Consider the following 18,690-nt stretch of genomic DNA (forward strand, 5'->3'; position numbering starts at 1 on the left):
ATCATATAATTACTTAAAAAAATAGAAAACAACTAAAAATAAATTAAAAAAACTAAAATAAAAAAATTATAAAAATAAAAAAGAATTTTTTTAATCTTGTTCCATTGTGTTTATTTTACTCTTGCGCCATTTACTTTTTTGGATTTCCATGAATATCTTCTAATTCTTTTACTTGCTCCAAATCCGCATGCAGCACAGGTTTTCTTTTTAACATGGTATGCTCTTCTTCCACATCTTCTACATATCATATGATTTGAACCTTTGTTATGTTTACCCTGGGAAGGTGTTCCTTTACTCATTTTTTCACCGTGTTTTATTTTTATTTCCTTTAATAATAATTATCGTTTATAAATTTTATGCTTATAATGATATAAACAATACATTGTCTCCTCTTATAACAATGAGTTGGTATTCTTTTTCATCATTTTCAAATTTTGCATTTTCAAGTGCTACATTCAAATGTAAATCATAAGCTTTTAATCTACCTTTTACCATACTGCTATCTTTTAAATGAACAACTACATTTGTGTTTATTGATTTACCCAATGCGTCTAATGGTCTTTGAGTATCTATCATTTATTACACCTCATATAAAACAAATATAAATAATGTATTTAAGATTTAAAAATTATTAAATACTTCTAATATATAAGAGTTTCCAATATTATGATTAAAAGTAGCTTTATTTTTACATATATATTCAATATAAATTTGTATAAATTTCTACAATATAGAACTATGTTTTAGATTTATGTTTTTTAAATGATAAATTTATATAATACTATTTTAGTAGTATAATCAAACAAATTTAAATTATCATATATAAAACATACGGAGGTCATATTATGGGAATGACATTACCTGAAAAAATACTTGCAAAGGCGTCAGGAAATAAAACTGTGTCTCCCGGAGACATAGTAATGGCAAAGATAGAAACAGCAATGGCACACGATATTACAGGTCCATTGACTGTAAATACATTAAAAAAAGAAGGGATAGATAAAGTCTGGGATAATGAAGAAAAAATAGTCATACTCTTTGACCACCAGATACCTGCTGACAGTATAACCGCAGCAGAAAACCATATATTAATGAGAAAATTTGTAAAAGAACAGAATATAAAGAACTTCTACGATATAAGAGAAGGAGTATGTCATCAAGTATTGCCTGAAAAGGGACATGTTCTCCCAGGAACTGTGGTTGTTGGGGCAGATTCCCACACATGCACACACGGAGCATTTGGAGCATTTGCAACAGGTATAGGAAGTACAGACATGGCGGCAGTATTTGCAACAGGTGAATTATGGTTTAAAGTGCCCGAAACACTATATTTCAACATTACAGGAGAATTAAAACCTCATGTAATGTCAAAAGATGTAATACTTCATATTATTGGAGAAGTTGGATTCGATGGTGCAACATATAAGGCAGCACAATACGGCGGAGAAACAGTTAAAAACATGAGTATAGCTTCAAGAATGACAATGTCAAACATGGCTATCGAAATGGGAGCTAAAACAGGAATAATCGAACCAGATGAAAAAACAATAAACTATGTAAAAAGTGTAATGCAAAAACACGGAACAACAAGACCATTTGAACCACTTAAAGCAGATGAAGATGCAGAATATGAAGAAGTATTTGAAATTGAAGTAAATGATTTAGAACCTGTATTTGCATGTCCTCATGCTGTTGATAATGTGAAGCAGGCAAGAGAAGTTGCTGGAAGACCTATTGACCAGGTATTTATTGGTTCATGCACAAACGGAAGATTGGAAGATTTAAGAGCTGCCATAAAAGTTATAGAAGAACATGGCGGTATAGCAGATGATATAAGGGTGGTAGTATCTCCTGCTTCAAGAGAAGTAATGCTTGCTGCAATGGAAGAAGGAATAATCCAGAAGTTCTATAAATATGGATGTGTTGTAACAAACCCATCCTGTTCCGCATGTATGGGAGCTCTCTATGGTATATTGGGACCTGGTGAAGTTGGAGTTGCTACATCAAATAGAAATTTCAGAGGAAGAGAAGGTTCATTAGATTCAGAAGTATATCTTGCATCACCAATTACAGCAGCAGCCTGTGCGGTTAAAGGAGAATTAATAGACCCGAGAGACTTATAAAAAAGCTATTAACGATTTTTTTTAATTATAATTTTTTAGAGGTAGTGTTTTTTCAATGAGATAGTTTTTTACATACGCCGTTGTTAAAACTACAATCCCCACATGCGAGACATACGAGCTTTTCTTTCATGCCAATACCAATAGTATTTAATCCTGCAATAATAGTTTTATCTTTAAAGTTATCAGATATGGTTTTTAATCCTGCTCCGCATGCAAGTACTAGTATGGAATCAAAAGACTCTCCATCAGTATATTCGGATAATTTTCTGACAGTCCTGTATCGACATGCCCCATCATTCAAAACCTCGGGAATACTTTTATTTTCAAATATTTTAAAACCTCTTTTTGATAGCATGTTTTTCATAGCTCTTACTTCATCTAATCCCCCCGTTTTGCAACTTTTTGCACACATGCCACAACCGATTATCATTACTGTATTTACATTATTCTCTATTAATTTTCTGATGATTTCATTAATATCTTTCTTAGTTGTAACTACAGACATAGTACCACATACATGGACTTAATTTATTTTATAATTATTTAATAAAAATCGTTTAATTCCATATATAAACTACTTAATACAAAAAAAGATGATATATGATAATTGTAAGGGGATAGCAAGAGAGTGGTCAGCCACCAACGAATTGAGCGAAAACATTTTTCTGTTTTCTGTTTCCATTAGCATTAGCATTTCCGAACTCAACGAATATACTCTATTATACTTATTATTAATGTCCAATCATCTCTTCTTTCTCCTCTTCCGTCAATATTTTAACAATTTCTTCTGGTTTTCCCATTTTTATTATTTTTCCGTTTCTCATCAATGCAGCCCTATCACAAACATTCAAAACAAAGTCCATATCGTGAGATACTATAATATATGTTTGCTCCAATTCTTTTCTTGATTTTTGAATGGATTCTGCCACCATGTTTCTTGTGAATGGGTCCATTGTCCCAGTAGGTTCATCGAGAAGTATTACATGAGGCTCCCTTATCAATACCTGAGCAAGTGCCACCCTATGCCTTTCACCAACACTGAGCTCCTTTGGATATTTATCCAATATCTTTTCTGCCTCTTCCTCAGTAAATCCTACTGATGCCAAGGTGTGTTCTGCCTTCATTCTTGCAAACTCCCCAGGGAGCTCTAACCCTATGGATTCTGTAAGGTTGTATAATATTGTTCTATGTGGGTATAATGTATATTCTTGGAAAAGCATTCCTATGTATCTTCTTGCTCTACCTCTGTTCATAGGACCTGGTTTTGTCATATCTATCCATTCATCACCAAGTCTAAATTGATATTTCCCTTTTGACGGTGGAAGAACCCCTGCTATAATCTTTGAAAGTGTGGTCTTTCCTGCACCACTGGTTCCAACAAGTCCAAATATTTCCATTTCTTTTATATCCAATGAGACGCCATCAACAGCCTTTACAACACCTCTTTCAACTGAACAGTATTTTTTCTCAATATTTTCCAATACTATCTGCTCATCCCTTACCTCTACCTTTTCAAACTTCTTAAACTCCGTCATTGTTTCCATGAACTTATTTACGACCTCTTCACTATCTCCACATTCTTTGATTTCTCCACCTTCAAGCCATATTGCCTTGTTTGAGAGCTCCGCTATTACCTCAGCCCAGTGGGATGTGATAATCATACCTATGTTGTTTTTGATAACTGTTTCTTTCAATGCATCATGGACAAGTTTGGCAGTTTTTGGGTCGAGTGTTCCAGTTGGTTCGTCAGCTAAGAAGATTACGGGTTTTTTAGCAATCTGTCTTGCAAGAACAACCCTCTGTTTTTCACCACCACTTAAATCCCTTGCAATATGTGTAATTCTATGTTCCAATTTAACCATTTTTATTAATCTCATGGCAATATCTGTTGCTTCCTTGCCATCAAATCCTGCTGAGGATAGAGCCTCCAATATGTTTTCAATTACTGATTTTTCACCATATAGTGCAAAAGTTCTTTGAAGCATTATAGCAATTTTTTTCTTTAAGTTATAAGTTATTTCCTTATCATTCCAGAAATCAACTGAAATCTCATGGAATGTTCCCCCACATTCACATTTTTGACCATCTTTTGAAGGAACATCTACTTCTCCACAATTATCACATTTTGCAATATGGTAAATGACTTTTCCTTCCGTAGGTTCATACCCCTCCATACCTCTGAGCATATGGAGTAAAACGGATTTTCCAGAACCACTTCTACCGAGAACACCGAGAACCTCTCCTTCATTGAGCTCGAAATTTATATTCTTCAATACCTCATTGTCTCCGAACTTTTTTGAAACATTTTTGACTTCCAACAACAGCATACACTATCACCAATTATTAAAATATATTTTTTATTTTAATCTCCACTATCTTTGACATGAAATGTAGAACACCAATTTGCAGGTTTAAATACACAATATTTGCCTTTACCGCATATTTCATTCATTCCACATTCTCTTAGTTTGTAATATCCGCCTTCTATTTTTATGACCTTTCCATTAATTAAAAAATCACTTACCTTTTTTCTTGCAGATTTCAGAATGTTCCAGAATACTCTTCTTGATACGCCCATGGCATTTGCAGCTTCTTCATGGGAATAACCTAAATAATCTACAAGTCTTATGGACTCCAATTCTTCGAAACTTAGATTTAAAACGTCTATTTCTTTATTATCTAAAATATCTTCTGGTTTGAATATTCTTGCTTTTGGTTCTTCTGATATAATTCTTGGAATTTTTGGCCTTCCCTTTCTGAATCTCATAAAAATCACAGGTTAGTCTGTTCTATTCACTTTTAAGCCACCAATTGGAACTTCTGCAATAGTGTATCTTTCATTTGAAAGTCTTTCATAAATACATTTTTTTATTAAATTTAGATTTTTCTCATCTACTATAGTGCCTATCATTACGGCATTACGGGACATATCGTTAATTATCTTCAAAGCCTTTTCAGGTTCTTCATCCAACAAAAAGCCGCTCCAATCTTGGGGGGACATTCCTTTATATTCCGTCAGAAAGAATCCTGAGATTCCTCCTTCGGATAAAGCATTTATCGCTTTTCCAATATTTTCCGTTTCAACAAAGAGATAGAGTAATATTTTCATAATAGCCCTCCAATTATTTAGCCCTTATGTGCAAAATTTATTAAATAAAATTATATATATACTTATCTATGTAGCAATAGCTTAAAATTGCAGATTTTAAATTTTATTATTAAATTATGATATATAATTTATTATGATATAATTATTAGACACAATTTTATAAATAACTTAATGTATTATATCAATACCTTTTTTTACTATTTTGTATCTAATCCTTTCCCCCTCTTCTGAATATCTGTGCTTTTCCAGTATTAATTCTCTTGATTTGTCTAGTTTTTCCATTCTAATTATTGTTTTACTCCAATATTCAAGTAGTTTCCCCCCAGTTGCTTTGAATCCATTTGATGTATCGCTAACTTGATTTGTAATTAAAACTGCCACATTCTTTTTTTTAGCAATATTTAACAGTGTGAGTATCTGCTTACCAAGTATTCTGTTTAGTCTAGTGTTTTCATTTACATTGTCCGAGAGCTCTAACCTATATAAAGAAGAAATACCATCGACAACAACCAACCCTAAATTATCAATAAAAAATAATTTTTCAAGTATTGCCGACTGCTCTTCAAAGCTTTCAGGCTCGTAAATAATTAGGTTATCGAGAATGTTTTCAATGTCATTTCCAGATATTTGTTTTATTCTTTCAATGGATAATCCGCCTTCTGTATCTACATATACAACTTTAAAACCTTTTTTTATAAAATTTATTGCTGAAATTATGCCTATGTTGGTTTTTCCAACTCCCGGTGGTCCGTAAATTTGAGTAATTGTTTTTCTTTCGATATTTCCCTTTAAAATTTCATTTAACATTATATCACTTAATTAATATTAATTTTGAGATTGGAGATATAATCTTAACAACGCTTAAAATAAAATTAACGGCTTGCTTAAATGCCTTCTTGCAGATGGTGGAACTTCATAAAATCCTTCCTTTATATCTCTTTTAACTTCTATTAATTTTATTTCATCATATTTTATTTTTTTACCGCATTTATTACATACATAACCGCTTTTAACTCCTTTTGATTTTAATGTTCCACCGCAGGAGCATTTTTTGTCTTTCATATACTGTTTGGATAGTTTTAATATCTTTAATTTTTCAATATTTATTCCAAGTGGTTCCTCCCTAACTGTTCCATATACTCCTACAATATCGCCTTTTTTCAATTTTCTTATTAAATTCCTAAAATCCTTCGTAGGTTCATAAGCTACGCAGTTTATTTTTCCAGTTCCATCATCTATTTCAAATACTACAATTCCGCCTGCAATGTCTTTTGGATTATTTACCACTATTCCATAAACTATTACTCCCGTGTTTGGATATATGTCCTTTATTTTCATATATCTTAAATGAACATCGGTTCCCTGATTTGTTTTGTATATCATGTATCTGTCTATTTCTTCCCCGCATTTAACCATATTCATGGCATCTATTAAAACATCCTTTTTTATTCCACGAATGCCGTATAGAACTGGACATTTTGTTCGCGGTGCAATTATCTGCTTCTCGCCATCTACATTATTAAATGTAAATGGAATAGTTTTTTCATCCATTTCAACAACTGATTTACTGTCTATTGCTCTTTTCTTTCCCCAGTTTTCCCTTTTCCTATATGTTAGGAGCTCATATGTATATGGTCCAACTGATGCTATACTTCCCAATGCCCCTATTATACCATGTCCTTTTTTATATGCTTTATATTCTCCGCCGATTTTGCCTATTATTTCCTTTGCATAATCTACGGTGATTATATCATAAAGCACTTTTTTGTAGTAATCATCTAAAATCTTTCTGTTTTTTGTATAATTTTCTTCACTTAAAAACACTATTCCAGGGTTTGTGTTCTCGCATTCAAAATCAGAGTATTCTTCAACAAGATTTATTACAGTTTCTTTTATGTAATTTATATCCTTTTCAGTTAGTTTCTTTTCATCTTCAATAATCCTTAAACTAACTCCCCCGTTTCCACGAGTTTTATATTTAACCATGGGGTTCATTCTTATTAACTTTGGAGTGTCCATTTTGTATTTCTCTCCGAGCTCATCCATTAAAAGCATTCCAATATATGTTGTGCAATACCTATCCCTACTATCTGTGTCATCAAGTCCTATGAACATTTTTTCACCGAATAAAATATAAAATTAGAATTAAAGTGATACAATGAATAATTATAACTATAATATAGCATAACATTATAAAATATTTATCAAAGATATTTTTAATAAAGAATAATACAAAACAAATTTAAGGACGATATTATGAGAAACTACTTAATAAATAAAAGAAAAGCGGAATCGCAGGAAAATTTAAACAATTATCGTAAAAATATCATATTAAAATTTAGAAAAAGTAAAATTTATAGCACAATAGATGAAATGAAACCGAATTTAAACAAATACCTTTTAAATCTAAAAATAAACGGAGGTATAAAAAAATATCCTGAAGATTTTATTGTGGAAGAAATTACAGAAGATGGAATTGTTTTAGAACATGGAAAAGACTTAAAAGACATTTATTTTAAAGATACGCCAAATTGGAACGGTTCTTTTATACACTTCACATTGGAAAAAATAAACTGGAACACAATGGATGCCATAAGGGAACTGGCAAAAAGAACAGGCACTAAGAGAAAAAACTTTGGTTTTGCAGGAACAAAGGATAAATTTGCCTTAACAACTCAAAGGGTTGGTTGTTTTGGAATAAAACCGGAGAAACTGGAAAAAATAAAGGACAGTATAAAAGATATAAAAATAAGGGATATTCAAAAAACAAATATTAAACTTAGAATGGGAAGTTTATGGGGTAATAGATTTACAATAAGGATAAGATTAAAAGATAATGGTAATAATAAAAATAATAATATCGAAGAAATAGCCAACTCCTTAAAAAATACCAAATTGGATTATGTTTTAAACTACTACGGCATGCAGAGATTTGGAACATATCGTCCTATTACTCATGTGGTGGGAAAATTCATATACAATAGGGATTTTGAAAGTGCATTTTATACATATTGCGGAGCTCCGATAAATGAAACTGGAAAAACACTTGAAGCAAGAAAGCTTGTAGATGAAGGGGACTTTAAAAATGCCTTAAAAATATACCCTAAGAGCCAGTATTATGAAAGAAAGATGATAAGGCACTACTTAAAAACGGGGAGTTTTAAGGAAAGCTTTAAAGTCCTCCCGCCACAGTTAAAAAGCATGTTTGTAAATGCCTACCAGTCCTATTTATTCAATGAAATGATAAATAAAAGATATGAATATGGATTTGAAGCAATGGAAGGGGATATTTTAATAGACGGCATTCCAACAGGAATATTAATTGGTAGTAATTCAGAATTATCTGGCGGAATTCAGGGAGAAATTGAAAAAGAAATAATAGATAGGGAAAATCTCGATTTAAAAGCATTTAAAATTGAAGACTTTGGGAACTTTCCCGGAGCTCGGAGGAAGTTAATCACAAAAGTTTATGATTTCAACTATTATATAGATAATGAAGGAATTGTCTTAAAATTCAAAATGGAAAGAGGAAACTATGCCACTGTGGTTTTGAGAGAGTTTATAGGGATATGAAGTAATAGATAATAATGATAAAATATAATAAATAATATAAAGAGGTGCAGAATGTCAAAGAATATGAAGAATATTATAATTTTATTTTTCAGTTTTTTGTTAATGATATTAATATTAATGTTCTTTCCTGCACACGATGGAGTAAAAAAAGGATTAGCGATATTGTTATTCATATCTATTCTGTGGATATCCGAGGTTTTCCCTCTATCCATATCTGCATTATTTATTCCAGTATTTGCAGTTATTTTTGGAATCTTTGATGTAAAAGATGCTTTTAAATCATTTGCACATCCCATTATATTTTTATTCTTGGGAGGTTTTGCGTTGGCGTCTGCATTAAAAAAGCACAATATAGATAAAATAATCGCCTATAAGGTTGTTAAACTGGGAAATGGGGATTTTAAAACAGCGAGCTTTTTAATTATGCTGACCGCCTATATTCTCTCAATGTGGATAAGCAATACTTCGGCAACATTGATAATACTACCTCTCGCACTTGGTTTGTTATCCTACGAAAGTATGAATTTAAATGACAAGGATGAAAATAGAAATAGAAATATTAAAAACATTTATTCATTTCTTCTTTTAGGTGTTGCATACTCTGCAAGCATTGGGGGAATTGCAACTATAATTGGAAGCCCTCCTAATGCCATTACAAGCAGCTCATTAAATATGGGTTTTTCAGAGTGGTTTAAAGTAGGTTTTCCAGTAAGTTTAATACTAATGCCTGTAATTTATGCCATATTATATCTTTACTTTAAGCCAAATGTAAAAAATTATAAAATTAATTTAAATAATGATTTTAAATATACAAATAAAACAATTTTAACATTTATTGTATTTTTATTAATTGCCATTTTATGGATGATTAGTGGAAAAATTGCAAATTTAATTGGCGTAAGTAGTTATATGGATTCCATAATTGCCGTAATTGGTATAATTCTATTGTTTTCCCTAAAACTAATTAATTGGAAGGATTTGGACGACTCTACTGATTGGGGAGTATTGATGCTTTTTGGAGGAGCTCTATCTCTAAGCAGTATAGTATCCACAACAGGAACGGGAGAATTTATTGCAAACATTTTAATAAGTTTTATAAATAGCGTTCCAATTTCTATATTCATATTTGGAATAATCGTATTTTCCATGCTATTAACTAATATTATGAGCAACACAGGAGTTGCAAGCGTTCTAATGCCTGTATTAATGGCAGCCGCAATGGAACTGAATATAAGTCCAGAATTAATTGCTTTACCAGTTGGGATTGCCGTATCCTGTGCATACATGCTCCCTGTGGGAACTCCCCCAAATGCCATAGTTTTTGCAGAGGGGCATTTAAGTGAAAAGGACATGATAAAAGTAGGTTTTATATTATCGTTAGTATCATCGATTATTATTGCAGGTTATTTTTTAATGTTGTAAATTTCAGAAAAAATCGAAAAAGCCCTATAAAAATGGAAGATTTTAAAAATAAAATTCTAAGATTCTAAAAGTGAATTACTCCTCTCTTACGGAAGGAGCTTCCTGCTTCATTAAGCTTTTGCCCTCCACAGGCACAACGGACTCTCCCAGCCCTGACTTTATTATATCTTAGAAAAGATTTGTAAGTCCTGCATATACTTCTAGGGACTATAACGCATCCAATATATTTTATAACAAAAACTAATATAAATATTTTTCGTCGGATTTCCGAGCGATAGCGAAGGAAAGTAATGAAATGCGAAGCATTTCATCTGATTTCATCTCCTCCCTTACGGAAGGGGATGTCTGAGCGATAGCGAAGACATTTATAAATTCCGAAGGAATTTATCAAACTTCCCGCCGACATTAGTTAAAAAATAAAAAAATTAGATGTTATTAATAAATACTATTAATTTATTCCATGTCTCCCCTATCTCTTACACTATCCAATTTTTTAACTTTTTCAGCATCTACAAATCTATCTTTTAATGTTTCCAATATCTGTGGAACGGATGTGTATTCCATCATAGCTTCTGGCAATCTGTGAGGCTGGAATGGTCCCATGCTTCTTATCATGTCTGCCATATCCAATGCTTTCTGTCTTGCATTGTCGAATGAAATATCTGCGAATAAGTCATTAGGTCCTACCAATCTTCCTTCTGAGAGCTGGAATCCTAATGCCATTACTCTCGCAGGACCATCGAATCTTGAAGGTCTTGCGTCATCTTCACCAACAGGCATTAACGGTCCCCAGTGGCATCCTCTCATCCATCCTGGAACAAGATGTGGTATTGCAAATGCCTCTAAAATTTCTCCAACTGCTGGCATACCACTCTGAGCTCTCACAATTGCAACAGGGTCGTCTTTACCAACATATTCACCAGCTATTTTATTCAATTTTTCGGAGCTCGCTATTGCTGCAATTTCATTATCTTTTGCTCTGAATACTCTTTTTACAGCATATTTTTCTAAGTTTCCGATTAATGCCAATAAGGAGTAGGATTCTTCTGGTGTTTTTAAGGTAATTTGTTTGTTTTCATACATGTCCAATACATCGAATTTAAATCCGCCAGTCATGGATTTATCATAAACAAGACCTGCTGTATGGAATGGGTCTGCAAACATCTTGTAGAATGGCATGTTGAATGCTGTTGGGTCTGTTTTATCACAGCAAAATACTATTACAGGTTCGCTTGGTCTTTCAACAAATTCCATTTCAGCACATCCTGGTCCCATACCTTTTACATTTCCTGTAAAACCTTCTGCAAGTAAATCCTGACCTGCACCATATAATTTTAATTCCTTTGCAACTTCTGTTGCTTCTTCAAATGCTTTCCATGCCAATCCATGTATTTTTTCATTATCTGTTCCAAGCTTATGGGTCATGATTAAGTCTATATCATCCCCACATCTTGTAACATAATAATCAATCAATAGCTCATCGATAGCTTCTTCAAGAACATATTCACATGCATCCAACAATTCTTCTGGTGCCAATGTGTGTCCGCACAATCCTCCAACATCCGCTTTGATAACACTTAGAGTTATTTTTTCTTCCATACAATCACGCTCTCTTTTTTATTTTTTCTTTTATATTTTTTCTATAATCTTGGTTAATAAGGATTTCACACGAAAGGGTGAAATTTGTTTACGGGCATTTTTTATTTTAATTTATCCAAAATCAATATATCGTTTAAAAATATTTATACTTAATGATTTCGTTGATAAGGTATATTCCATATTTATAATTTTCAAATTTTAACATATTCCGCAAGAAGTCCCCTCCCGTAAGGGAGGGGATGAATTATGATAAAAACCTTCGGTTTTTATATATTTCCTTCGCTTCGCTCGGAAATGCGGGCATTATTTATATATAGCATAAGTAGCAACATACTATTTATAAGTTATCAAACTGTGAGGCAAATGTTGAAAAGGACTTATAGGTTCAGAATTTATCCTTCAAAGAGTATCCAAAGAACAATAGAGGAACATCTAAATATATGTAGATACCTCTATAACTATCTTTTGGAACAGAAAACCAAAAATCCAAAACTAAACAAAATGAATACTCAAAAACTAATAACCGAACATAAAAAGGAAAATCCTGAACTTAAAAAAGTCCATTCAAAAGTCCTTCAAATGGTAAATAATAAACTCTGGGGAAACCTCAAAGCATTAGGCAAACTAAAACAGAATGGGCATAAAGTCGGTAAGTTAAGATTCAAATCATCAAAGAATCGATATAAAACATTAGAATACAATCAATCAGGTTTTAAGATTAAGGATAACAAACTTCACCTATCTAAGATAGGAGAAATTCCTATAAAACTACACCAAAACATTAAAGGAAAGATTAAAAGTGTAATCATAAAAAAAGAACCAACAAACAAATGGTTTGCTTTCTTCCAAGTTGAGGAAGAACCTAAACCACTGCCTAAAACTAATAAGGTTGTAGGTATCGATTTAGGAATCGATGGTTATACCATCGATTCAGACGGGAACAAGTTTGAAAATCCAAAGTTTATAGATAAAACATTGGATAAAATAAAGAGAGTCCAAAAGAACCTATCACGAAAGGTTAAAGGTTCTAACAATTGGAATAAAACTAAACTAAAACTTATCAAGGTTTATGACAAGTTAAAGAATCAGAAAAACGATTTTCTACATAAACTATCAAGATATTACATAAATAACTACGATAAAATAGTTTTAGAGGACTTAAATATAAAATCAATGGTTGAAAATGGAAAAGGTAAGACCTTAAACCGTCATATTCTTGACAGTTCTTGGAAAAAATTTATAAATCAACTTCTCTACAAGGCGGAGGGTGCTGGTAGAGAAGTAATATTAGTAAATCCGTCTTATACTTCCAAAAAGTGTTCCAACTGCGGGCATGTTGTTAAAGACTTAAAACTTTCAGATAGAACCTTTTTTTGTCCTGTCTGCGGTTGGAAAATTGATAGGGATTATAACGCATCTCTAAATATATTAAAGTCAGGGCTGGGAGAGTCCGTTGTGCCTGCCGAGAGAAAACCTCTACTCCAAACCATTTCTTATAAAGAAGTGGTTTTGGGGCAAGTTTTCTCAATGAATCAGGAAGCCTTGCCCGAAGGGCGAGGGCTACGAAAACCGAAAGGTTTTCGTTTAACCCCGTCCGTAAGGGCAGAGTAATTCACTGGATATGGATGTAATTTAGTATATATTGTATTTATTATATTATGGGTTTTAGGACAATATATGAATATATAAATAGCGGCTTCCATAATATATTTAACTGACATATATGTTCATCGACTAAAAAAGGGGAGATTATGCAATCGTTTAAAATCGCAAGAATTATGGGAATTCCAATTGAACTTCATATTACGTTTATTTTACTTCTAATGCTGGTATATTATCTTTGGGGCATTGGGGGCTTTATATTATATGTATTTCTATTTACATCAGTAGTTTTGCACGAATTAGGTCATTCATATGTGGCTAAAAAATATGGAGTATATATAGAAAAGATTCTTCTTCTTCCAATCGGCGGAATGGCTATGATGGATAGAATTCCCAAAGAAGGGGAGTTTAAAATAGCCATTGCTGGACCTGCTGTAAGCATTATTTTGGGAATTTTATTCCTGGGCCTATCAAATTTTATGGATTTCAATATTTTAAAAATTGATAATATGGTATATCCATTATTTATGACAGTTGGAGTGTTAAATTTTATGCTCGGGATATTTAATTTACTTCCTGCATTTCCAATGGATGGTGGAAGGATATTGAGAGCTCTGATTTCACATAAAGTAGGTTATATAAAAGCCACAAAGATTGCATCCACCATTGGACAGTATCTTTCATTTATTATGCTTGGTTTTGGTATTATATCGTTAAATATTATCTTGATTTTGATAGCTCTGTTTATATACTATGGGGCTTCTCAGGAATATAGTGCATTACTTGCCTATGATGTATTCAATAAAATAAAAGTTAAAGATATAATGTCAAAAAATATCGTATCGGTTTCGCCAGAAGATTCTGTTAAAGATTTGGTGGATTTAATGTTTAAATACAAATATCTGGGTTATCCCGTAATTAAAAATGGGAAACTCGTGGGTAGCGTTTCTTTTGACGATATAACAAATGTTGATGAAAATATATTGGTAAAAGATATTATGACTCCCCCAGTTATAGTGCCTGAACATATGGATTTAAACGACCTTTTGCTTAAAATAAATAATTCTGAAAGGGTTTATGTTGTAGATAACAATGAATTAAAAGGAATAATCTCAAAAACAGATGTGATTAGAATATTGAAACTATTGGGACTAAAAAACAATTATAAGTAAAAATAAAAATTAAATTAAATTATTCATTTTTCTTCCATTCTGTGTATCCGCATTTTCCGCATGCGTATCTGTTTAAATGTTCAGCCATGAACACACCAGGACCGCATTTTGGGCACACTTTTTTTATTCTTTCTACGCTGTCTCCTTCAACTTTGTAGTATTTGTATTTTTGAACGCCTGTATTTTTTGTAGCCATTATTCTCCCTCCGCTTCAATTTCTTCTTTTTCTTCTTCAATTTTATTTTTTTCTAAAACTGATTTCTTTTCAATTAAATTCATCATTTTTTCGTCGTTGTATATTTTTGCATATCCATTGGATTCCATTTTACCGAATTCCTGATTAAGCGTATCTACTATAACCATGTTTTTATCTGCATTTAACATTGCAACGAGTTTCATCTTTACATCTTTTATTGAAGGTGTAGCTCCTTCATATTCTACTAGGAATTTAATTTCCCTTCTATTTAATAATGGATTTTCTCTGTCTGAAATTATTTTTATCTCCATGACCATCACCATGATATTTTATGCAAATGTTTGATATAATATAAAAAGTGTAATTTTTAGATATTTAATATATAATATTTTTTATGTTAAAATCTTTTATATATTCTCAGATTTTTCACCGAATGTTTAGATTATTAATTCATCGGTTATATAATATTTAATAGTTTATATTATTATCCTTTTGAAAGGTTTTAACATAACTTCAAATAAGTATGGACATATAATTATTTATTATAATTATTTATTATTTTTCATCCATCATACTTAATATTTCATCTATTTTAGTCTTCAAATCCTTGTTTATTTTTAGCAATACTACGCCTTCATCAGGTTGTCCATACAATACAATAGTATCCTCAGGAAAATATTTGATAACAGGTATGGTGAGCAAATCTTCTTCACCATCTACCTTTAAAGCAACATTTTCATTGTTTTTTGTGGAAAGGTATTTAATTTTTTCCATGGCTTCATCAGATATACATCCCGGAGGATTCTTTATTTCAAAAACCTTTTTAAATTTGTGGCTTATATCCACAGAGATATCTCTTTTAGTTTTTAAATCGAAAATTGATAAATTTGGTATTATGTTTTTTGATAAAAGATTTTTTGTAGTAATATCACCAATAGAAACGACCTTTCCATTTATAGGAGGTAGTTCTTTATATACTTTTCCAAAGGGTTTTTTAAGTATTTCCCTTAATCTCTCAGTTAATATATACATAATGTCCCTGCTCTATGTAAATTTTCATTTTACACTTAATGCATATTTTCCTTTGCAGTCTGCCTTAATCTTTTTGGCAACTTCTGAGTTCAAAGGGTCCAATATAATTAAAAGACCTCTCCAATTTTCAGAAGTTTCAGAGCCGCAAAGAGGGCATTTATCTTCATTGGTTAAATATTTACACCTTAAACAAGCATTCATAAATAATTCACCTTGTTTATATTGGATTTGTTATTTTACTATTATTTAATTTCCTTCATCATCATTCATTCTTTTTTCTTCTTTTTGTCTTCTTCTATCCATTCTAATTTTCCCAATCCTGGCTGTCTCATGGTTAGTGCTATTTTACTACCTCTCTTTCTAGCCTCTCTTAAACTGACTGCTACAATTCTTGCTCTTACTTTATCTCCTTTTTCAATTACTCTTCCAGTTTCTTTTCCAATTATTGCCTCTCTTTTTGGGTCATAGGATACATAATCATCCATAATCTGGGATATGTGTATAAGCCCGTCAAGAGGTCCCAATCTTACAAAGACACCGAATTCCACGACATCAACAACTTCCCCTTCTACAACTTCGTAGAGCTCCGGCATATAACATAAAACATCGAAAACTGCTGGGTGGTATGCTGCACCATCTCCATAAATTACCTTACCATCTCCAATTTCTCGTATTTCTCCGATTGATAATATAAATCCCATATCTTTATCAAGTATGCCCTCGTATTTTTCCATAAGTATTTTGTGTAGGGACTCGTTTAGCGGAGCTCCGAACATATATGGCGGAACTCTTACGGTATCTGAAATAGTTACTAATCTATACAAATAATCACCTCATATTTTTAAATAGAGCCATTATGATAGAACCATTATACTAATTATAATAATAAATATATTATATGCAAAATGATTTAAAATTAGAAATTTCTAAAAAAATCAAATATTTTTAATGTTATTTCCTTGGAAATAGTAGAATAGAAAAGTCAAGGTATTTTATACTAAAATAATATGTATTATTTATATGTTATATATGTTATTGTATATTTATTTTATTCATATTTTAAATATTTTTTAAATATTACTTAATTATTTTACAAATAATATATTAATTTTATAATATATAAACTCAACGATTTTGGTGAGATTATGGTTGATTATGATAATACAGATGCCATTTATAAAAAATTTATAAGGTGTATAATAGATAAATTATTGTTAAATAAGGATAAGTTAAACTCCCTTCCACCAAAGAGGAAAAAACAAAAGGTTGAAGATATTAAGGCACAGTGTTTGAGAAAATTTGATTTAAATATTGGATTTCCCCCAAATTCAGAAATAATAAAATATGCAACAGAAGATGAAAAGAAAGAAATAATACCTCTTCTTAGAAAAAAACCAATTAGAACACTATCAGGGGTTGCAGTGGTGGCAGTAATGACATCCCCTGACAAATGCCCCCATGGAAAATGCTTCTTCTGTCCCGGGGGGGCTGAAAGCACCTTTGGGGATGTTCCTCAGAGCTATACTGGTAAGGAGCCCGCCACAATGAGAGGTCTCATGTATGGATTTGACCCATATATTCAGACAAAGGAGAGAATAGAACAGCTTGAAAAAGTGGGGCATCCAACGGACAAAATAGAATTAATTATAATGGGCGGAACATTTCCTGCAAGACCTATTGAATATCAGGATAGTTTTATAAAGGGATGCCTTGATGCCATGAACGGCACAATATCAGAAACACTTGAAGAGGCACAGAAAATAAACGAAACCGCAAAACATAGATGTGTGGCCATTACAATTGAAACAAGACCTGATTACTGTAAAGAAAAGGAAATAAACCAAATGCTTAAATTAGGTGCTACTAGGGTAGAGCTCGGAGTCCAAACAATATATAACGATATTTTGGAGTATATAAAAAGAGGACATACTGTTGAAGATACCATAAAAGCAACGCAATTATTAAAGGACAGCGGTTTAAAGGTGTCATACCATATTATGCCGGGGCTTCCTAAATCTTCAAAGGAACTTGATAAAAAGGTATTTTATGAAGTATTCAATAATCCAGATTTTAAACCGGATTTAATAAAAATATACCCGTGCCTTGTGATAGAAGGAACTGAGTTATATGAAATATGGGAAAAAGGAGAATTTAAACCAATAAATGATGATGAAGCAATAGAGCTCATCACCTATGCAAAATCCATAATGCCAAAATGGGTAAGGACTTCACGAATACAGAGGGATATTCCAGCAACAGTAATTGAGGAAGGAGTTAAGAAAAGCAATTTAGGTGAGCTCGTTTATAAGAACCTTGATAAAAAAGGCATAAAATGTAAGTGTATAAGATGTAGGGAAGTAGGGCATGTAATGTATAAAAAAGGAATTATTCCAGATGTTGAGAATATAAAATTATGTAGGGAAGATTATATTGCAAGTGGCGGAACAGAGATATTCCTATCCTACGAGGATGTTAAAAATGACATACTTATTGGATATTTAAGATTAAGGATACCGTATAAGCCATTCAGACCAGAGATAGACGACAAAACCGCATTGGTAAGGCAGTTGCATGTGTGCGGTCAGGAGCAGAAATTAACCGAAAAGGAAGGGAAAGAAACAGCATGGCAGCATAAAGGATACGGTAAATTATTATTAAAAGAGGCTGAAAGAATAGCAAAAGATGAATTTGATAAAAATAAATTGCTGATTACAAGCGGTATTGGTGCAAGGGAATATTATAGAAAGTTAGGATATGAACGAGTTGGGGCATACATGGGGAAAATGTTATATAAATAAATACCATTACAGATATATTTAATCAAAAATAAGCATTACTCTATAACTAAAACATATGATAAAA

At 31.9% G+C, this 18,690-nt stretch carries 20 protein-coding genes; 6 read left to right on the forward strand and 14 right to left on the reverse strand.

The window, feature by feature from the left end; translation table 11 throughout:
- Positions 1 to 110: 110 nt before the first annotated feature.
- The gene (locus Mjas_RS01655; RefSeq protein WP_421078063.1) at positions 111 to 299 is read right to left on the reverse strand and encodes a 50S ribosomal protein L37e; all 189 of its coding nucleotides are present in this window, start codon (positions 297 to 299) and stop codon (positions 111 to 113) included.
- Positions 300 to 360: 61 nt separating this feature from the next.
- Positions 361 to 576 carry an LSM domain-containing protein gene (locus Mjas_RS01660; protein ID WP_421078064.1) on the reverse strand — a complete coding sequence of 72 codons (216 nt, stop codon included), beginning with the start codon at positions 574 to 576 and terminating at the stop codon, positions 361 to 363.
- A 269-nt stretch (positions 577 to 845) separates the two neighbouring features.
- On the opposite strand from Mjas_RS01660, the gene leuC reads away from it, so the two are divergent.
- Positions 846 to 2,123, forward strand: a complete 1,278-nt coding sequence (gene leuC, locus Mjas_RS01665; protein ID WP_421078065.1) for an isopropylmalate/citramalate isomerase large subunit — start codon at positions 846 to 848, stop codon at positions 2,121 to 2,123.
- A gap of 52 nt (positions 2,124 to 2,175) precedes the next feature.
- On the opposite strand, the gene Mjas_RS01670 is transcribed toward leuC, so the two are convergent.
- From Mjas_RS01670 to Mjas_RS01695, 6 genes are all read right to left on the reverse strand, one after another.
- Complete coding sequence (locus Mjas_RS01670) at positions 2,176 to 2,628, reverse strand: hypothetical protein (protein ID WP_421078066.1); 453 nt, start codon at positions 2,626 to 2,628, stop codon at positions 2,176 to 2,178.
- Positions 2,629 to 2,854: 226 nt separating this feature from the next.
- Positions 2,855 to 4,450 carry a methyl coenzyme M reductase system, component A2 gene (atwA, locus tag Mjas_RS01675; RefSeq protein WP_421078067.1) on the reverse strand — a complete coding sequence of 532 codons (1,596 nt, stop codon included), beginning with the start codon at positions 4,448 to 4,450 and terminating at the stop codon, positions 2,855 to 2,857.
- A 35-nt stretch (positions 4,451 to 4,485) separates the two neighbouring features.
- On the reverse strand, positions 4,486 to 4,890 hold the full coding sequence (locus Mjas_RS01680; protein ID WP_421078068.1) for a DUF134 domain-containing protein: 405 nt from the start codon (positions 4,888 to 4,890) through the stop codon (positions 4,486 to 4,488).
- 12 nt (positions 4,891 to 4,902) lie between these two features.
- Complete coding sequence (locus Mjas_RS01685; protein WP_421078069.1) at positions 4,903 to 5,232, reverse strand: MJ1244 family protein; 330 nt, start codon at positions 5,230 to 5,232, stop codon at positions 4,903 to 4,905.
- A 168-nt stretch (positions 5,233 to 5,400) separates the two neighbouring features.
- On the reverse strand, positions 5,401 to 6,039 hold the full coding sequence (gene radB / locus Mjas_RS01690; protein WP_421078070.1) for a DNA repair and recombination protein RadB: 639 nt from the start codon (positions 6,037 to 6,039) through the stop codon (positions 5,401 to 5,403).
- Between the two features lie 54 nt (positions 6,040 to 6,093).
- On the reverse strand, positions 6,094 to 7,347 hold the full coding sequence (locus tag Mjas_RS01695; RefSeq protein ID WP_421078071.1) for a TiaS agmantine-binding domain-containing protein: 1,254 nt from the start codon (positions 7,345 to 7,347) through the stop codon (positions 6,094 to 6,096).
- Positions 7,348 to 7,488: 141 nt separating this feature from the next.
- Here Mjas_RS01695 and truD point away from each other — a divergent pair, with 141 nt between their 5' ends.
- Positions 7,489 to 8,805, forward strand: a complete 1,317-nt coding sequence (gene truD, locus Mjas_RS01700; protein ID WP_421078072.1) for a tRNA pseudouridine(13) synthase TruD — start codon at positions 7,489 to 7,491, stop codon at positions 8,803 to 8,805.
- Between the two features lie 51 nt (positions 8,806 to 8,856).
- The gene (locus tag Mjas_RS01705) at positions 8,857 to 10,227 is read left to right on the forward strand and encodes an SLC13 family permease (protein WP_421078073.1); all 1,371 of its coding nucleotides are present in this window, start codon (positions 8,857 to 8,859) and stop codon (positions 10,225 to 10,227) included.
- 453 nt (positions 10,228 to 10,680) lie between these two features.
- Here the strand turns inward: Mjas_RS01705 and fbp are convergent, their stop codons facing one another.
- Positions 10,681 to 11,826 (reverse strand): fructose-1,6-bisphosphate aldolase/phosphatase, encoded by a 1,146-nt coding sequence (fbp, locus tag Mjas_RS01710; protein ID WP_421078074.1) that lies wholly within the window; start codon positions 11,824 to 11,826, stop codon positions 10,681 to 10,683.
- A 363-nt stretch (positions 11,827 to 12,189) separates the two neighbouring features.
- Between fbp and Mjas_RS01715 the strand changes: the two genes are divergently transcribed.
- Positions 12,190 to 13,437: an RNA-guided endonuclease InsQ/TnpB family protein gene (locus Mjas_RS01715; RefSeq protein WP_421078075.1), complete on the forward strand. Its 1,248-nt coding sequence runs from the start codon at positions 12,190 to 12,192 to the stop codon at positions 13,435 to 13,437.
- 140 nt (positions 13,438 to 13,577) lie between these two features.
- A complete protein-coding gene (locus Mjas_RS01720; protein WP_421078076.1) occupies positions 13,578 to 14,600 on the forward strand; it encodes a site-2 protease family protein in 1,023 nt (340 codons plus the stop codon).
- Positions 14,601 to 14,619: 19 nt separating this feature from the next.
- Here Mjas_RS01720 and Mjas_RS01725 read toward each other — a convergent pair whose 3' ends face one another.
- The 5 genes from Mjas_RS01725 to Mjas_RS01745 all read right to left on the reverse strand — a co-directional run bounded on the left by Mjas_RS01725 (position 14,620) and on the right by Mjas_RS01745 (position 16,652).
- Positions 14,620 to 14,796 (reverse strand): 30S ribosomal protein S27ae, encoded by a 177-nt coding sequence (locus Mjas_RS01725; protein ID WP_421078077.1) that lies wholly within the window; start codon positions 14,794 to 14,796, stop codon positions 14,620 to 14,622.
- Positions 14,796 to 15,107, reverse strand: a complete 312-nt coding sequence (locus Mjas_RS01730; RefSeq protein ID WP_421078078.1) for a 30S ribosomal protein S24e — start codon at positions 15,105 to 15,107, stop codon at positions 14,796 to 14,798. Before Mjas_RS01730 ends, Mjas_RS01725 begins: the two co-directional genes overlap by 1 nt.
- Before the next feature lie 244 nt (positions 15,108 to 15,351).
- Positions 15,352 to 15,828 (reverse strand): GTP-dependent dephospho-CoA kinase family protein, encoded by a 477-nt coding sequence (locus Mjas_RS01735; protein WP_421078079.1) that lies wholly within the window; start codon positions 15,826 to 15,828, stop codon positions 15,352 to 15,354.
- A 24-nt stretch (positions 15,829 to 15,852) separates the two neighbouring features.
- A complete protein-coding gene (gene spt4 / locus Mjas_RS01740; protein WP_421078080.1) occupies positions 15,853 to 16,029 on the reverse strand; it encodes a transcription elongation factor subunit Spt4 in 177 nt (58 codons plus the stop codon).
- 65 nt (positions 16,030 to 16,094) lie between these two features.
- Entirely contained in the window at positions 16,095 to 16,652 is a 558-nt protein-coding gene (locus Mjas_RS01745) for a DNA-directed RNA polymerase (RefSeq protein WP_421078081.1), read from the reverse strand.
- Between the two features lie 321 nt (positions 16,653 to 16,973).
- Between Mjas_RS01745 and Mjas_RS01750 the strand changes: the two genes are divergently transcribed.
- The gene (locus Mjas_RS01750) at positions 16,974 to 18,626 is read left to right on the forward strand and encodes a tRNA uridine(34) 5-carboxymethylaminomethyl modification radical SAM/GNAT enzyme Elp3 (RefSeq protein WP_421078082.1); all 1,653 of its coding nucleotides are present in this window, start codon (positions 16,974 to 16,976) and stop codon (positions 18,624 to 18,626) included.
- Positions 18,627 to 18,690: the final 64 nt, after the last annotated feature.

This window comes from Methanothermococcus jasoni, from assembly GCF_049075655.1.
In the GTDB taxonomy this organism is placed as follows: Archaea; AGJL01; Methanococci; order Methanococcales; family Methanococcaceae; genus Methanofervidicoccus.

What these genes read in the sequence shown, in the direction of transcription:
- Mjas_RS01655 (WP_421078063.1), bottom strand. Translation starts at nt 299, where the DNA reads ATGAGTAAAGGAACACCTTCCCAGGGTAAACATAACAAAGGTTCAAAT.
- Mjas_RS01660 (WP_421078064.1), bottom strand. Translation starts at nt 576, where the DNA reads ATGATAGATACTCAAAGACCATTAGACGCATTGGGTAAATCAATAAAC.
- leuC (WP_421078065.1), top strand. Translation starts at nt 846, where the DNA reads ATGGGAATGACATTACCTGAAAAAATACTTGCAAAGGCGTCAGGAAAT.
- Mjas_RS01670 (WP_421078066.1), bottom strand. Translation starts at nt 2,628, where the DNA reads ATGTCTGTAGTTACAACTAAGAAAGATATTAATGAAATCATCAGAAAA.
- atwA (WP_421078067.1), bottom strand. Translation starts at nt 4,450, where the DNA reads ATGCTGTTGTTGGAAGTCAAAAATGTTTCAAAAAAGTTCGGAGACAAT.
- Mjas_RS01680 (WP_421078068.1), bottom strand. Translation starts at nt 4,890, where the DNA reads ATGAGATTCAGAAAGGGAAGGCCAAAAATTCCAAGAATTATATCAGAA.
- Mjas_RS01685 (WP_421078069.1), bottom strand. Translation starts at nt 5,232, where the DNA reads ATGAAAATATTACTCTATCTCTTTGTTGAAACGGAAAATATTGGAAAA.
- radB (WP_421078070.1), bottom strand. Translation starts at nt 6,039, where the DNA reads ATGTTAAATGAAATTTTAAAGGGAAATATCGAAAGAAAAACAATTACT.
- Mjas_RS01695 (WP_421078071.1), bottom strand. Translation starts at nt 7,347, where the DNA reads ATGTTCATAGGACTTGATGACACAGATAGTAGGGATAGGTATTGCACA.
- truD (WP_421078072.1), top strand. Translation starts at nt 7,489, where the DNA reads ATGAGAAACTACTTAATAAATAAAAGAAAAGCGGAATCGCAGGAAAAT.
- Mjas_RS01705 (WP_421078073.1), top strand. Translation starts at nt 8,857, where the DNA reads ATGTCAAAGAATATGAAGAATATTATAATTTTATTTTTCAGTTTTTTG.
- fbp (WP_421078074.1), bottom strand. Translation starts at nt 11,826, where the DNA reads ATGGAAGAAAAAATAACTCTAAGTGTTATCAAAGCGGATGTTGGAGGA.
- Mjas_RS01715 (WP_421078075.1), top strand. Translation starts at nt 12,190, where the DNA reads ATGTTGAAAAGGACTTATAGGTTCAGAATTTATCCTTCAAAGAGTATC.
- Mjas_RS01720 (WP_421078076.1), top strand. Translation starts at nt 13,578, where the DNA reads ATGCAATCGTTTAAAATCGCAAGAATTATGGGAATTCCAATTGAACTT.
- Mjas_RS01725 (WP_421078077.1), bottom strand. Translation starts at nt 14,796, where the DNA reads ATGGCTACAAAAAATACAGGCGTTCAAAAATACAAATACTACAAAGTT.
- Mjas_RS01730 (WP_421078078.1), bottom strand. Translation starts at nt 15,107, where the DNA reads ATGGAGATAAAAATAATTTCAGACAGAGAAAATCCATTATTAAATAGA.
- Mjas_RS01735 (WP_421078079.1), bottom strand. Translation starts at nt 15,828, where the DNA reads ATGTATATATTAACTGAGAGATTAAGGGAAATACTTAAAAAACCCTTT.
- spt4 (WP_421078080.1), bottom strand. Translation starts at nt 16,029, where the DNA reads ATGAATGCTTGTTTAAGGTGTAAATATTTAACCAATGAAGATAAATGC.
- Mjas_RS01750 (WP_421078082.1), top strand. Translation starts at nt 16,974, where the DNA reads ATGGTTGATTATGATAATACAGATGCCATTTATAAAAAATTTATAAGG.